The organism is Pseudomonas sp. AL10 (assembly GCF_029960685.1).
Classification (GTDB): Bacteria; Pseudomonadota; Gammaproteobacteria; order Pseudomonadales; family Pseudomonadaceae; genus Aquipseudomonas; species Aquipseudomonas lactis.
In genome coordinates, this window is record NZ_JASBQZ010000036.1 from 39,508 (window position 1) to 54,483 (window position 14,976).

Annotated in this window: 14 protein-coding genes; 9 read left to right on the forward strand and 5 right to left on the reverse strand. The window is 61.2% G+C overall.

The genetic code is table 11. The features are described from left to right. Nucleotides 1-2 precede the first annotated feature (2 nt). From copD to QK296_RS23720, 8 genes are all read left to right on the forward strand, one after another. Nucleotides 3-860: a copper homeostasis membrane protein CopD gene (gene copD / locus QK296_RS23685; protein ID WP_003192285.1), complete on the forward strand. Its 858-nt coding sequence runs from the start codon at nucleotides 3-5 to the stop codon at nucleotides 858-860. Nucleotides 861-1,136: 276 nt separating this feature from the next. Further along, complete coding sequence (locus QK296_RS23690) at nucleotides 1,137-2,399, forward strand: OprD family porin (RefSeq protein ID WP_032896494.1); 1,263 nt, start codon at nucleotides 1,137-1,139, stop codon at nucleotides 2,397-2,399. Between the two features lie 231 nt (nucleotides 2,400-2,630). Beyond that, a complete protein-coding gene (locus QK296_RS23695) occupies nucleotides 2,631-3,449 on the forward strand; it encodes an NAD(P)-dependent oxidoreductase (protein ID WP_003192287.1) in 819 nt (272 codons plus the stop codon). Between the two features lie 26 nt (nucleotides 3,450-3,475). Next, complete coding sequence (locus tag QK296_RS23700; protein ID WP_282391401.1) at nucleotides 3,476-4,351, forward strand: SMP-30/gluconolactonase/LRE family protein; 876 nt, start codon at nucleotides 3,476-3,478, stop codon at nucleotides 4,349-4,351. Between the two features lie 45 nt (nucleotides 4,352-4,396). After that, a complete protein-coding gene (locus QK296_RS23705; protein ID WP_003192291.1) occupies nucleotides 4,397-5,359 on the forward strand; it encodes a TRAP transporter substrate-binding protein in 963 nt (320 codons plus the stop codon). Nucleotides 5,360-5,423: 64 nt separating this feature from the next. Then, nucleotides 5,424-5,951, forward strand: coding sequence for a TRAP transporter small permease (locus QK296_RS23710; protein WP_003192293.1), 528 nt, complete (start codon nucleotides 5,424-5,426; stop codon nucleotides 5,949-5,951). 1 nt (nucleotide 5,952) lies between these two features. Continuing rightward, nucleotides 5,953-7,233: a TRAP transporter large permease gene (locus tag QK296_RS23715; protein WP_003192294.1), complete on the forward strand. Its 1,281-nt coding sequence runs from the start codon at nucleotides 5,953-5,955 to the stop codon at nucleotides 7,231-7,233. Between the two features lie 162 nt (nucleotides 7,234-7,395). After that, nucleotides 7,396-8,256, forward strand: a complete 861-nt coding sequence (locus QK296_RS23720) for an aldose 1-epimerase (RefSeq protein ID WP_282391403.1) — start codon at nucleotides 7,396-7,398, stop codon at nucleotides 8,254-8,256. Nucleotides 8,257-8,377: 121 nt separating this feature from the next. Here QK296_RS23720 and QK296_RS23725 read toward each other — a convergent pair whose 3' ends face one another. From QK296_RS23725 to QK296_RS23745, 5 genes are all read right to left on the reverse strand, one after another. Continuing rightward, a complete protein-coding gene (locus QK296_RS23725; RefSeq protein ID WP_003192298.1) occupies nucleotides 8,378-9,523 on the reverse strand; it encodes an HlyD family secretion protein in 1,146 nt (381 codons plus the stop codon). Continuing rightward, a complete protein-coding gene (locus QK296_RS23730; RefSeq protein WP_003192300.1) occupies nucleotides 9,520-11,163 on the reverse strand; it encodes an MFS transporter in 1,644 nt (547 codons plus the stop codon). Before QK296_RS23730 ends, QK296_RS23725 begins: the two co-directional genes overlap by 4 nt. Nucleotides 11,164-11,394: 231 nt before the next feature. Then, nucleotides 11,395-12,201 carry a sulfite exporter TauE/SafE family protein gene (locus QK296_RS23735; protein WP_003192301.1) on the reverse strand — a complete coding sequence of 269 codons (807 nt, stop codon included), beginning with the start codon at nucleotides 12,199-12,201 and terminating at the stop codon, nucleotides 11,395-11,397. After that, nucleotides 12,202-13,446 carry an FAD/NAD(P)-binding oxidoreductase gene (locus tag QK296_RS23740; protein ID WP_282391406.1) on the reverse strand — a complete coding sequence of 415 codons (1,245 nt, stop codon included), beginning with the start codon at nucleotides 13,444-13,446 and terminating at the stop codon, nucleotides 12,202-12,204. 51 nt (nucleotides 13,447-13,497) lie between these two features. Next, the gene (locus tag QK296_RS23745) at nucleotides 13,498-13,833 is read right to left on the reverse strand and encodes a metalloregulator ArsR/SmtB family transcription factor (protein ID WP_003174875.1); all 336 of its coding nucleotides are present in this window, start codon (nucleotides 13,831-13,833) and stop codon (nucleotides 13,498-13,500) included. Nucleotides 13,834-13,927: 94 nt separating this feature from the next. Between QK296_RS23745 and QK296_RS23750 the strand changes: the two genes are divergently transcribed. Then, nucleotides 13,928-14,791 (forward strand): MBL fold metallo-hydrolase, encoded by an 864-nt coding sequence (locus QK296_RS23750; RefSeq protein ID WP_003192304.1) that lies wholly within the window; start codon nucleotides 13,928-13,930, stop codon nucleotides 14,789-14,791. The last annotated feature ends 185 nt before the right edge of the window (nucleotides 14,792-14,976 follow it).

Below are 14,976 nucleotides of genomic sequence, written 5' to 3' on the forward strand. Positions count from 1 at the left end.
CCATGGCAACCCTGCTGGTGCTGTGCCGCTTCCTGCATTTCATCGTCGTGCTGTTGATGTTCGGGGCCTGGGGGTTGAGGCCCTGGCTGCTCGGCGCTGATGTGCAACCGACACTGGACCGGCAACTGCTGCGCATCACCCGTGGCCTGGCTGGGTTGGGGCTCGTCACCGGTGTTGCGTGGTTGCTGTTGATCACCGCCAGCATGGCCGGCAGTTGGGACGCGGCGCTGCAACCGGCCACCCTCCAGTTGGTGCTGGGCAAGACCTTTTTTGGTCAGGTATGGGCCTGGCATCTGCTGCTGAACCTGCTGCTGGTGATCGTGCTGATCAAGCCCTGGCCGGCCTTGCGCTTGCCGCTGCTCGCCCTGCTGCTGGCAACCCTGGCACCCGTAGGTCACGGCGCCATGCTCGACGGGCTGAGTGGACAGTTGCTGATTCTCAACCAGGTGGTGCACCTGCTGTGCGTTGGGGCCTGGCTCGGGGGGTTGCTGGTGTTGGTGCTGATCCTCCAGCAGGCGCAAGGCCAGCGCCTGGAGCCGATTTTGCGTCGCTTCAGTGGTGTGGGATATGGCCTGGTCGGCGGCTTGCTGGTAACCGGGCTGATCAACGTGCGCGTGCTCACCGGGCAACTATGGCCTACCCCGCTATTCCAAGGGTTTGCCTTGATTTTGCTGATCAAGGTGGGGCTGGTGCTGGGTATGCTGGGGTTGGCGTTGTTGAACCGGTTGCGTATCGAGCGCTGCGAGCAACGCCTGGGCAGTTTGAAAGCCAGTGTGATGATGGAGTGGCTGCTGGGCCTTGCAGCGGTGGCGGCGGTTTCCCTGCTTGGAACGTTACCGCCGATGGTGATGGCTGACTGAAACCTGCGTCGCAATGCAATCCATGTAGGAGCGAGCTTGCTCGCGAAAAACTCACAGGCGCCGCGTTCATTCAGGAAGCACGCGTTATCGTTGACGTTTTTCGCGAGCAAGCTCGCTCCTACAGAGGGCAGCCGTGCCGCTGCGTTGAATCGTTTCACCCAAGTCATCATATAACTTCTGCTTGACACGCCCCGAAAACCTCGCAAATATCGCGCCCAATGTTGTACGACGACGTATAACAAATAATAAAAACAACAAAACAAAGGGAGCCTCACTGTGAGTCAATCCGCCCGCCATTCCTGCACGCGCCTGGGCCTTCTCGGTCTCGGCAGCCTGGCCGTCACCCTGCCGCTGGGTGCCCATGCCGAAGGCTTTATCGACGACGCCAAGGCCACGCTCAATCTGCGTAACGCCTACTTCAACCGCAACTTCACCAACCCGACCAACCCCCAGGGCAAGGCCGAAGAGTGGACGCAGAATTTTATCCTCGATGCCAAGTCCGGCTTTACTCAGGGCACGGTCGGCTTCGGGATAGACGTGTTGGGCCTGTATTCGCAAAAGCTCGATGGCGGCAAAGGCACCGCCGGCACGCAACTGCTACCGGTACATGACGATGGCCGCCCCGCCGACAATTTCGGGCGCCTGGGTGTCGCACTGAAAACCAGGCTGTCGAAAACCGAGTTGAAGGTTGGCGAATGGATGCCGGTGCTGCCAATCCTGCGTTCCGACGATGGCCGTTCTCTGCCCCAGACCTTTCGTGGCGGACAAATCACCTCCAATGAGATTGCCGGGCTAACCCTCTATGGCGGTCAGTTTCGCGGCAACAGCCCGCGCAACGACGCGAGCATGGAAGACATGTTCATGAACGGCAAAGCCGCGTTCACCTCGGACCGTTTCAACTTCGGCGGCGGCGAATACACCTTCAATGACAAACGTACCCAGGTCGGCCTGTGGTACGCCGAACTGACTGATATCTACCAGCAGCAGTACCTCAACCTCACCCACAGCCAGCCGGTGGGCGACTGGACCTTGGGGGCCAACCTCGGCTTCTTCAACGGCAAGGAAGACGGCAGCGCCCTGGCCGGCGACCTCGATAACAAAACCCTGTTCGCCCTGCTCTCAGCCAAATACAACGGCCACACCTTCTACGTTGGCCTGCAAAAACTCAGTGGCGACAGCGCCTGGATGCGCATCAACGGCACCAGCGGCGGCACCCTGGCCAACGACAGCTACAACGCCAGCTACGACAACGCCAAGGAAAAGTCCTGGCAGGTGCGCCATGACTTTAACTTTGTGGTGCTCGGGGTTCCGGGGCTGACCCTGATGAACCGTTATATCAGCGGCAGCAACGTACACACTGGGGCGATCACCGACGGCAAAGAGTGGGGGCGTGAGTCGGAGCTGGCCTACACGGTGCAGAGCGGTGCGCTGAAGAACCTGAATGTAAAGTGGCGCAACTCAACCATGCGCCGGGACTTCAGCAATAACGAGTTCGATGAGAATCGGATTTTTATCAGTTATCCGATTTCATTGTTGTAGGTTCCAGTGTCGAACTCGATCTCAAAGGTGCCGCACATCCATGTGGGAGCTGGCTTGCCTGCGATGGCGGTGGGTCAGTTACCACACCCTTTTCTGACCCACCGCTATCGCAGGCAAGCCAGCTCCCACATTTGATCTCATGCGCCGGGAAGGAAGTTGACAACACCAGGAATCCCTAACACTATTTCCCCATAGTCATACGACAACCTACAACAAAAATCTGGAAGGCCCATGACCACCACCACTCCCACTCCCTTCAACCGCCTGCTGCTTACCGGTGCCGCCGGTGGCCTGGGCAAAGTCCTGCGTGAACGCATGCGTCCTTATGCCCAGGTGCTGCGCCTTTCGGATATCGCTGAAATGGCCCCCGCCACCGATGCTCGCGAAGAAGTGCAAACCTGCGACCTGGCCGACAAACACGCCGTGCATCAGCTGGTAGAGGGCGTCGACGCCATCCTGCACTTTGGCGGTGTGTCGGTGGAGCGCTCGTTCGAAGAGGTGCTGGGCGCGAACATCAGTGGCATTTTCCATATCTACGAAGCCGCCCGCCGCCACGGGGTCAAGCGGGTGATCTTCGCCAGTTCCAACCACGTGATCGGTTTCTACAAACAGGGCGAGCAACTCGACGCCCACTCCCCTCGCCGTCCGGACAGTTACTACGGCCTGTCCAAATCCTACGGCGAAGACATGGCCAGCTTCTACTTCGACCGGTATGGCATACAGACCGTGAGCATCCGTATCGGCTCCTCGTTCCCGCAACCGCAGAACCGCCGGATGATGCACACCTGGCTGAGCTTCGACGACCTGACTCAACTGCTCGAACGCGCGCTGTACACGCCCAACGTCGGCCACACCGTGGTGTACGGCATGTCGGCCAACCTCGATACCTGGTGGGACAACCGCTACGCCGCGCACCTGGGCTTTGCGCCCAAGGACAGCTCCGAAGTGTTCCGCGCCGAGGTTGAAGCCCAACCGCCTGTGGCCGCCGATGACCCGGCCAAGGTCTACCAGGGCGGTGCGTTCTGCGCGGCGGGGCCGTTCGGTGACTGAGTGCCCAGCAACCCAAGGGAATGACCATGTGTGCTGAATTGATTGTCGACGCCCGTAACGCCGTGGGCGAATGCCCGGTGTGGGTGCCTGAAGAAAACGCGCTGTATTGGGTGGATATCCCCAACGGCGGCCTGCAATGCTGGAACGCCGCCACCGGCCATCTGGCGGCGTGGAAAGCCCCAGAGATGCTCGCCTGTATTGCGCGCACCCAAGCGGGCAATTGGGTCGCGGGGATGCAAACCGGCTTCTTTCAACTCACGGCCCACAACGACGGCAGCCTCGACACCGTGCCGCTGGCCAGCATCGAGCATTCACGCCCGGACATGCGTTTGAACGATGGCCGCTGCGATCGCCAGGGCCGTTTCTGGGCCGGCAGCATGGTGCTGGACATGGGCTTGAACGCCGCCGAGGGCGTCCTTTATCGCTATGCGTCCGGGACTGCGCCCCACGCGCAACTGGGCGGGTTCATCACCCTCAACGGCCTGGCCTTCAGCCCCGATGGCCGCACGATGTACGCCTCCGATTCACACCCGCGGGTGCAACAGGTCTGGGCGTTCGACTACGACATCGAGACCGGTACACCGTCCAATCGCCGCCTGTTCATTGATATGAACGACTTTCCTGGGCGCCCCGACGGTGCGGCCGTGGACGCCGAGGGCGGCTACTGGATCTGCGCCAACGACGCCGGGCTGATCCACCGTTTCACCCCCGACGGTCGCCTGGACCGCTCCCTGAGCGTGCCGGTGAAAAAACCCACCATGTGCGCCTTCGGTGGCAGCCGCCTGGACACTCTGTACGTCACTTCCATCCGTGACGACCCGAGTGAACAGTCGCTGTCCGGTGGCGTGTTCGCCCTCAACCCCGGCGTCCAAGGGCTGCCCGAACCCCGCTTCATCGTTTAATCGCTGTGCCTTGAATACAACAATAACAAGACAGGAGTGACTTCCATGGACTTCAAACGCACCTTGCTCGCCGCTGCAATCTTCACCCTCAGCAGCGCCGCCCACGCGCTGGAAATCAAGTTCGCCGATATCCACCCCGCTGGCTACCCCACCGTGGTCGCAGAAGAAAACATGGGCAAGGCCCTGACCAAGGCGAGCAACGGCGAGCTGACCTTCAAGTATTTCCCCGGCGGTGTGCTGGGCTCCGAGAAGGAAGTGGTCGAACAGGCCCAGGTCGGCGCCGTGCAGATGACCCGCGTGAGCCTCGGTATCGTCGGCCCGGTGGTGCCCGACGTGAACGTGTTCAACCTGCCGTTCGTGTTCCGCGACCAGGCGCATATGCGCAAGGTCATCGATGGCGAGATCGGCGACGAGATCCTCGCCAAGATCACCAACTCCGAGTTCGGCCTGGTGGCCCTGGCCTGGATGGATGGCGGCACGCGCAACCTCTACACCAAGAAACCGGTGCGCAAGATCGAAGACCTCAAGGGCATGAAGATCCGCGTGCAAGGCAACCCGATTTTCATCGAAGCCTTCAACGCCATGGGCGCCAATGGCATCGCCATGGACACCGGCGAGATCTTCAGCGCCCTGCAGACCGGGGTTATCGACGGCGCGGAAAACAACCCGCCGACCTTGCTGGAACACAACCATTTCCAGAACGCCAAGTACTACACCCTCACCGAACACCTGATCCTGCCCGAACCCATCGTGATGTCGAAAATCACCTGGAACAAGCTCGACCCCGCCCAGCAGGACATGGTCAAGGCCGCCGCCAAGGCCGCCCAGGCCGATGAGCGCGTGCTCTGGGACGCCAAGTCCGCCAGCAGTGAAGAGAAACTCAAGAAGGCCGGCGTGGAGTTCATCACCGTCGATAAAAAGCCCTTCTATGAGGCCACCGCCGCGGTGCGTGCCAAGTACGGTGCGCCGTATGCGGACATGATCAAGCGCATCGACGCGGTTCAATAACCTCCCCTGCCCTGCATAAGGCCCGGCGCGGTCGGTATCGACGCGCCCGGTCACGGTGAACGCCATGAAGACTTTACTGCTGCGCTTCAATGACCGCCTCTACATGACCTGCATCTGGGTCGCCGGCCTGTCGGTATTGGGGGTCGCCTTGATCATTCCCTGGGGTATCTTCACCCGCTACGCCCTCGGCACCGGTTCCAGCTGGCCGGAGCCCACCGCTATCCTGCTGATGCTGGTGTTCACCTTTATCGGCGCTGCTGCCAGTTACCGTGCCGGTGCGCACATGTCGGTGGCGATGGTTACTGACCGCTTGCCGCCAACCCAACGCCGCCTCGTCGGCATCCTCTCGCAACTGCTGATGGGCACCATCTGCGTGTTCATGACGATTTGGGGCACCAAGCTGTGCCTGTCCACCTGGAACCAGTTCATGAGCGCCATCCCTACCCTGCGCGTGGGCATTACCTATATGCCGATCCCGATTGGCGGGGTGCTGACCCTGGTGTTCGTGGTCGAAAAGCTGCTGCTCGGTGACCAGAGCAACCGCAAGGTGGTGCGTTTCGACCTGGTTGAAGAAAACGAAGGGGCCGCCTGATATGGACGCGTTGATTCTGTTGGGTAGCTTTGTTGCGTTGATCCTGATCGGCATGCCGGTGGCCTATGCGTTGGGGCTGTCGGCGTTGATTGGTGCGTGGTGGATCGACATCCCGTTCCAGGCCCTGATGATTCAGATTGCCGGTGGGGTGAACAAGTTTTCGCTGATGGCGATTCCGTTCTTCGTACTGGCCGGGGCGATCATGGCCGAGGGCGGCATGTCACGGCGCCTGGTGGCCTTTGCCGGGGTGCTGGTGGGCTTTGTACGCGGTGGCTTATCCTTGGTCAACATCATGGCCTCGACGTTTTTCGGCGCGATTTCCGGTTCATCCGTGGCCGATACCGCGTCGGTCGGCTCGGTGCTGATTCCAGAGATGGAACGGCGTGGTTATCCGCGCGAATTCGCCACCGCAGTGACCGTCAGCGGTTCGGTGCAGGCGCTGTTGACGCCACCCAGCCATAACTCGGTGCTGTACTCCCTGGCCGCTGGCGGCACGGTTTCCATCGCCTCGCTGTTCATGGCCGGTGTGGTGCCAGGCCTGTTGATGAGCGCGTGCCTGATGGTGCTGTGCCTGATCTTCGCGAAAAAACGCGACTACCCCAAAGGCGAAGTCATCCCCTTGAAGCAGGCGCTGAAGATCGCCGCCGATGCGCTCTGGGGCCTGATGGCCATGGTGATCATCCTGGGCGGCATCCTGTCGGGCATCTTCACCGCCACCGAGTCGGCGGCGATTGCGGTGTTGTGGGCGTTCTTCGTGACCATGTTCATCTACCGCGACTACAAATGGCGCGAACTCCCCAAGCTGATGCATCGCACGGTGCGCACCATTTCCATCGTGATGATCCTGATCGCCTTCGCCGCCAGCTTCGGCTACATCATGACCCTGATGCAGATCCCGGCGAAGATCACCACGCTGTTCCTGACCCTGTCGGATAACCGCTACGTGATCCTGATGTGCATCAACGTCATGCTGTTGTTGCTGGGCACGGTGATGGACATGGCGCCGCTGATTCTGATCCTCACGCCTATTCTGATGCCGGTGATCCTGGGCATCGGCGTCGACCCGGTGCACTTTGGCATGATCATGCTGGTGAACCTGGGTATCGGCCTGATCACCCCGCCGGTGGGCGCGGTGCTGTTCGTCGGGGCGGCGGTGGGCAAGACCAGCATTGAAAAAACCGTGAAGGCACTGCTGCCGTTTTATGCGGTGTTGTTTTTGGTGCTGATTGCGGTGACCTACATCCCGGCGTTGTCGCTGTGGTTGCCCCATTTGGTGCTGTAAACCTTCTTTCAGAAACAAGGTGAGCAACTGTGGGAGCTGGCTTGCCTGCGATAGCGGTGTATCAGTCACGGATGCATTGACTGACAGGTCGCTATCGCAGGCAAGCCAGCTCCCACACTTGCATCCTCAGTGTTTGTTTTGACTTCATCAGGCAGGTCAATCGTGATTGAGCTTTCGGATAAATTCACCCATCTGGTGCTCGCCCCGGCCATCGGCGGCAGCCTCGTCAACTGGACGGTGCGCGCCACCGGGCAGCCGCTGTTACGGCACAGCGATGCACAGGCGATCAATACCGGACTGCCGGGCAAGCTGGGCTGCTATCCCTTGGCACCCTGGTCCAACCGAATCGCTCAAGGTGGGTTCGACAACCCCGATGGCTGGCTGGCACTGGCACCCAATAGCCTCACTGACCCTCTACCGATTCACGGTTCAGCCTGGCAGCAGCCGTGGCAGGTGACAAGCCAGTCAGAACATGAAGTGGTGTTGGAGCTGCGCTGCGAAACGCCCTTCGCCTATCACGCCCGCCAGCGGGTGCACTTGGACAACGGTGAGTTGAATATCGATTTGTGCGTGACTCACTTGGCCGAGCAACCGGCGTGGCATGGGTTGGGCTTGCATCCGTACTTGCCGCGCCGGCCGGGTACGCGGCTGCAGGCCAAGGCTAGGCAAGTGTGGATGAGTGATGCAGCCAAGCTGCCCACAGGGTTGGCACCGGTTCCAGAAGATTGGGATTTCCGGCAACTGAAGGAACTGCCAGACGGGCTGGTGGACAACGGCTTTTGCGGCTGGGATGGGCACTGCCTGATCGAGCAACCGGAGCTTGGCTACCGCCTTGAATGCCAGGCCAGGGGCGCCGATTACTTCCTGCTGTACTGCCCGCCGGGGTTGGAATTTTTCTGCATCGAGCCGGTGAGTCATCCGGTGAATGCCCATCACCTTCCAGGCAGGCCTGGACTGAAACTGCTGGAGCAAGGCCAGTCAACCCACCTGGCATTCAACCTGAAATACACGCCAAATGCCTGAACTGTAGGAGCGAGCTTGCTCGCGAAAAACTCACAGGCGCCGCGTTCATTCAGAAAACACGCGTTATCGTTGACGTTTTTCGCGAGCAAGCTCGCGCCTACAGTTGGAGGATGCGTCAGTGTCAGGGTGGGCTGTTTTTCAGGCGCCCCGCCGTGTCGATACTCACCACCACCGACAACCCCGGTCGCAAGCGTTCACTTTCGGCCTGGTCCGGGTCTACGGTGATGCGCACAGGCACCCGCTGGGCGATCTTCACGAAGTTGCCGGTGGCGTTGTCCGCCTGCAACAGGCTGAACTCGGAACCGGTCGCCGGGGAAATATGCTGCACCGTGCCATGGAATTTGCGGTGGTTCAGCGCATCCACGGTGAACGTCACCGGTTGGCCGACCTGCACATTGTCCATCTGGGTTTCTTTCATATTAGCAATCACCCACAACTGCTTGGGCACCAGCGCCATCAGTTGCGCGCCGGAATTGACGTACGCGCCCAGGCGCACGCCGATCTGCCCGAGCTGACCATCCCGTGGTGCCGTGATGCGGGTATTGGACAGGTCGATGCGCGCCAGTTCCACCGCCGCCTCGGCACTCGCGACAGCGGCCTCCAGGGAGCCGCGGTTGACGATCACCGTCTGCAAATCCTGGCGGGCAATTTCCAGGCTGGCCTGGGCCTGGGCCACGGCAGCGATGGTCTGCGCGTTGGCAGCACGGGTCACGTCCAGTTCGCGTTTGGAGACCGAACCATCGCTGATCAGTTCTTCATTGCGGCGCAAATCCGCAGTGCTCTTGCGCGCCTGGGCCTGGCTGTCGACCAGAGCGGCCTGGCGCAGCTTAATGGTCGCTTCGGCGCTGTTGCGTTGCTGCACCACGTTGGCCAACGAGGCTTTCTGCACCGCCAGTTGCGCCAGGGCCTGGTCGAGGCGCTGCTTGTAGATGCGGTCGTCCAGGCGCACCAGCAGGTCGCCGGTCTTGACGTACTGGAAGTCCTGCACCGGCACTTCGAATACATAACCGCTGAGCTGTGGGCCGATAATCGTCACCTGCCCACGCACCAGGGCGTTTTCGGTGGTTTCCACCGCGCTGCTGAACGGCGGCAGTTGCCAGGCGTATAACACGATCAGCACACCGATGATGGCGATGGCGGCAAAGCCCAGGGACGAGATGATCCGCACGCGCAAGGGCCGCAATTGGGTCGGCACCGCGCCCGGTGGCGTGCTGCCTTCCGGCGTGGCGGCAATGGCGGTCGTGGTGGTGGTTGAAGGTTCAGTCATGAAGTCGCGCCGCTGGGTTGAACAGGAGGAGTTGCCTTGGTGGTACTCATCAGCCATAGGCTGCGGGTGAAGATCCACAGCATGGTCAGGATCGCGATAATCGCGATCAGCATGAAGACATCGTTGTAAGCCATGACGTTCGCCTCACGGGTCGCCGCCGTGGCCAGGCTGCGGATACCCATGAGGTTGCGCAGTTCCGGGTCGGCGACGATCTTGCCATAGGCCGCCCCACCACTCTGCACCCGCGCCGCCACAAGCGGGTCGATCAGGGTCAGGTGCTCGACGATCATGCTCGAATGGTACTTCTCGCGCACGATCTGGAAGGTGCCCAGCAACGCCGCGCCGATCAGGCCACCGAGGTTCTGGCAGATCCCGAACATCACCGAGAAGCTCACCAGGTTGCGTGGGTTGGTCAGCACATTCTTGGTGCCCAGCACCATGGTCGGCCCCAGGAAGAACGTACCGCCGAAGCCTAGCAGGAACTGGCTGATATAGAGGTTCTGCGGGCGGGTCAGGTTGCTGGAAAAACTGTCCATCACCGAACCTGTCGCCATCAGCGCCAGGGAGATGATCAGCGGCATCAGCAGGTGCGCCGGGTTGATCGTCAGCGCGCTGACCACCAGCCCGGCAATCGCGCCGGCCAACATCACCACGTACAGGGTATGCATCTGCTGGTAGCTCATGTTCAGCATCTGCATGAACCCCACCGCACCGGTGGACTGCTCGGACAGCACCATGCGAATCAGAACCACCGCCAGCGCCAGGCGGATCATCACGCCGCTGCCCAGCCAGCGCGTCATCAGCATCGGGTTGCTGCGGTTATGCTCGATGGCCAGCCCGGCCATGATCAGCACCAGGGAACAGGCCGAGGCCACGCCGATCCACGGCGCTTCCAGCCACCAGTCGATGCGCCCCAAAGATAGCACTGCGCAGAGCAAGGCCACGCCGCTGGCGAGGATGGCGAAGGTCAGGAAGTCGAGTTTTTCAAAGGTTTTGAAGCGATCGCCCGGCGGCAGCTTGAGCAGGAACACGCAGCCCAGGCAGATCAGCGCCAGGCCCAGTTCGAACAAATACAGCCCCCGCCATTCAGCGATTTGCAACAAGTCTTCGGAAAACAGCCGCGCCAGCGGTAACGCCAACTGCGCGGTGCCCAGCCCCAGCACCAGGGCTTTCAACCGCCACTTGGCCGGGAATGCCTGGATCATGTAGTACAAGCCCAACGAACTCAGCGCCGCACCCACCATGCCGTGGGCGGCCCGTACCGCAATCGCCGAACTGAGGTCATTGACGAACAAATGCCCGAAGGTCACCAGCGCGTAGAGCACCAGGAACACCTCGGTAAACGCACGCAGGCCGAACTGTTGGCGAAACTTCACCAGCAGCAGGTTCATGCACACGTTGGTCATCACATAGGCGGCGGGCAACCAGGCCATTTCCGCGGTGGTCGCGCCCAGGGCGCCTTGCAGGTATTGCAGGTTGGCGATAACCAGGGCGTTACCCAAGCCGCCGGTAATTGCCACCAGCACGCCGACCATCGCGAAGAGCCAGCGCTTATGCGTAGGGTGCAGCGGCGTCGACGGCGAGCCAGGCAGGCTCGGCCGCTCGTGGGGTTGCCAGGTGTGGGGGGTGTATTTATCCATTCGGTGACCTTGGTAAGCCGGGGTGCAAGGCCGGTGAATCCGTTACACAGAGGAACAGTAACCTGAGAGGCGTTCATGTTGCCATCTTGAGGACGCATTTGATCCCCAGGCAGACACAGCTAAATGTGGGAGCGGGCTTGCTCGCGAATGCGGTAGATCAGTTGCTGATGCATTGACTGACACGACGACTTCGCGAGCAAGCCCGCTCCCACACTGCAATCCATGCCGTTCTTAGAGAGAGGCTTTAAGCAACATACCGACTGCCACCACCACACACAGGCTAGCAAACCCCACTTGCAAGGCCCGCGCGGGGATCACCGAACACAACCGCCGTCCCGCCAACATGCCGACGATACTCGCGCCGATAAACACCCAACCCACTGGCTCGATACTCACGCCCGCATGAAAGGCACCGGCCACGCCGATCAGCGACAGCAGGCTGACCACCATCAAGGAAGTGGCGACGATGCCGCGCATCTGCACGTCGGTCAGTTGCTTGAACGCCGGTACAATCAGGAAGCCGCCACCCACGCCCAGCAACCCCGACACGGCGCCGGTCACCGCCCCCAACGCTGCCAAAGTGGCGCTGCATTTGGCGGTCCAGGCCAGGCGCCCGGTCTGCTGGTTGAGCATGCAGTTCTTCTGGCCCCACGACGCCGAGCCATGGTCACTCGGCCCGGCCTCGCGCTTTTCCCGTTGCAGCATGCGCCAGGCCACCAGCACCATCAGCGCGCTGAACAGGCCCATCAGCACCGGTTCCGAGAGTTGGTGGGCGACGAACACGCCCAACGGCGAAAACAGCGCGCCGAGCAAGGCGATCAGTAGTGCCGCGCGGTAACGCACCAGGCCATGACGCAAGCCATCAATGGCCCCCACCGCTGCCGCTGCGCCCACCGCGAGCAATGACACGGGCGCGGCCTGGGTCATGGTCAAGCCCAGCCCCAGCACCAGCGCCGGCACCCCGAGGATGCCGCCGCCCGCGCCGGTCAGGCCCATGACCAGGCCCATCAATACCCCTAACAGACTGGCGAGCAGCATTCAGTCCACCTTGCTCAGGCGGGTCAGCCACTCGCGGCCCTTGAGCATGCCGTTCCAGTAGAACCACGGCAGCAGCGTGGCCTTGAGGAACCACATCGAACGGCGCGCCTGCGTTGGATCGAGAGCAAAAGTCGGCAGCAACTTGCCGCCATAGCCAAACTCGGCCAGCACCACCTTGCCCTTCTCCACCGTCAATGGGCAGGAACCATAACCGTCGTACTTGAGCGGCAATGGCGCCTGTTTGCGCAGGGCTAGCAGGTTTTCCGCCACCACCACGATCTGCTTGCGCACCGCTGCCGCCGTCTTGGCGTTGGTGGTGCCGCACACATCGCCCAGGCCGAAGATATGCGGGTAGCGCAGGTGTTGCAGGCTGTGGGGGTTCACTTCACACCAGCCGGCGGCGTCGGCCAGTGGGCTCTGGCGGATAAAGTCCGGGGACAACTGCGGCGGTACGACGTGGAGCATGTCGAAGGTTTTCTCTTCGACCGTCGCGTTACCTTGGGCGTCTTTGACTTCAAACCAGGCTTTGCGCGCCGGGCCATCGACTTTCACCAGGTTGGAATTGAACGCCAGGCGCGCGTTGTATTTTTCGACGTACTTCATCAAGGGCGGCACAAAGGTCGGCACACCAAACAACGCGGCACCGGCCAGGTTGAATTCGACGTCGATGTGTTTGAGGTTGCCCTGCTTGAGCCAGTGGTCGCAGGACAGGTACATGGCTTTTTGCGGCGCGCCGGCGCATTTGATCGGCATGGCCGGCTGGGTGAACAACGCCTTGCCGCCCTTGAGCTGCTGCACCAACTGCCAGGTGTACGCGGCGTGCTCATAGCTGTAGTTGGAGGTGACGCCGTGTTGGCCCAAGGTGTCTTGCAGGCCTTCGATTCTTTCCCAGGCCAGGCGCAGGCCAGGGCAGACGATGAGGTCTTTCCAGGTGACGCGTTGGCCGTTGTCGAGCACCAGGGTGCTTTCATCGGGCAGCACTTCGCTGACAGCGGCCTGCACCCAGCTCACGCCATTGGGCAGCACATCGGCCAGGGGCCGGCGGGTCTTGTGCAGGTCGTAGGCGCCGCCGCCGACCAGGGTCCAGGCCGGCTGGTAGCAGTGGTAGTCGTTAGGTTCGATGAGGGTGATGTTCAGGTGCGGGTCGCGCTTGAGCAGGCTGGCCAGCAGGCCGATGCCTGCCGAGCCGCCGCCGATGACTACGATATCGCCACTGATGGTGGGTCCCCAGTGTTGTTCGGTCATTGTCTACTGCCTTTTTGAGTCAATGCACACAAGGGTCGCTGCCGGATGGCGTCACGCCCAACTTTTTATGACCGCGCCGCAATACAGGCCGGACAGGGTCTTCATCACTTGAATCACTTCGTGGCTGGCCAGCCCGTAGAAAATGTATTTGCCTTCCCGACGGGTGGCGACCAACCCTTCATCGCGCAAGATGCCCAACTGTTGTGACAGGGTGGGCTGGCGTACGCCGGTCAGGGCTTCCAGCTCACCGACGTTGCGCTCGCCCTGGGTCAACTGGCACAGGATCAACAAGCGGTCTTCATTGGCCAGGGCCTTGAGCAAGGCACAGGCCTTGGACGCCGAAGCACGCAACTGGGCGACCTCGCCCTCACTCAACGTAGATTCCATTTGCCTCGGGTCCTTTATGTCACTTAAGCTCAAAACATTATGTGTAAACGTAAACTGATTGTAACCACTTTTTTCCCAAGCAGAGACAGCCGCCATGCCAGCGTTGATTCAAGCCTTTCTGGATGACGCATCGTCGACCTACACCTATATCGTCTATGAGGCCGATGGCGGCCCCTGCGCCATTGTCGACTCGGTACTCAATTACGACCCGGCGTCCGGCCGCACCGACACCGCCCAGGCCGACAAGGTGATTGCCTTTGTGCAAGAGCATGGCCTGCACGTGCAGTGGCTGCTGGAAACCCACGCCCATGCTGACCACCTGTCCGCCGCGCCCTACCTGCGTCGCACCTTGGGCGGCAAGATCGCGATCGGCGAATCCATCAGCAAGGTGCAGGGTGTGTTCAAGAACCTGTTCAACCTGGAGCCGGAATTTCGAGTGGACGGCTCGCAGTTCGATCACCTGTTTGCGCCGGATGAGATCTTTCATATCGGCAACTTGAAGGCCCAGGCGTTGCATGTGCCCGGACACACCCCCGCCGACATGGCCTATCTGATCGACGGCCGCTTGATCCTGGTGGGCGACACCCTGTTCATGCCCGACGTCGGCACCGCCCGTTGCGACTTCCCCGGCGGCGATGCGCGGCAGTTGTACGCATCGATGCGCAAGCTGTTGGCGTTCCCTTCGGACACCAAGTTGTACGTGTGTCATGACTACCCGCCCGAGGGTCGAGAGGCCAAGTGCCAGACCACCGTGGCGGAACAACGAGCGGGGAATATTCATGTGCATGATGGCGTGGATGAAGCGGCGTTTGTACAGATGCGCACCCAGCGTGATGCTGGATTGGGCATGCCAACGTTGTTGCTGCCGGCGATCCAGGTGAATGTGCGGGCTGGAAATATGCCGCCGGCAGAAGAGAACGGCGTGACGTACCTGAAAATCCCTCTCAACCAACTCTAGAAGCACCGCCCCCCCTGTGGGAGCTGGCTTGCCTGCGATAGCGGTGGGTCAGTTGGCCTATTTGCCCGATAGACAGCTCAATAACGACCAACAGTAACCACGATGCGAAGCGAGCCGCTCTTGCTCTTGCTCTGCTTTTGATCTTGATCTCAGGCGCCCCGTTAAACCACGCTGGCCGGAATTCG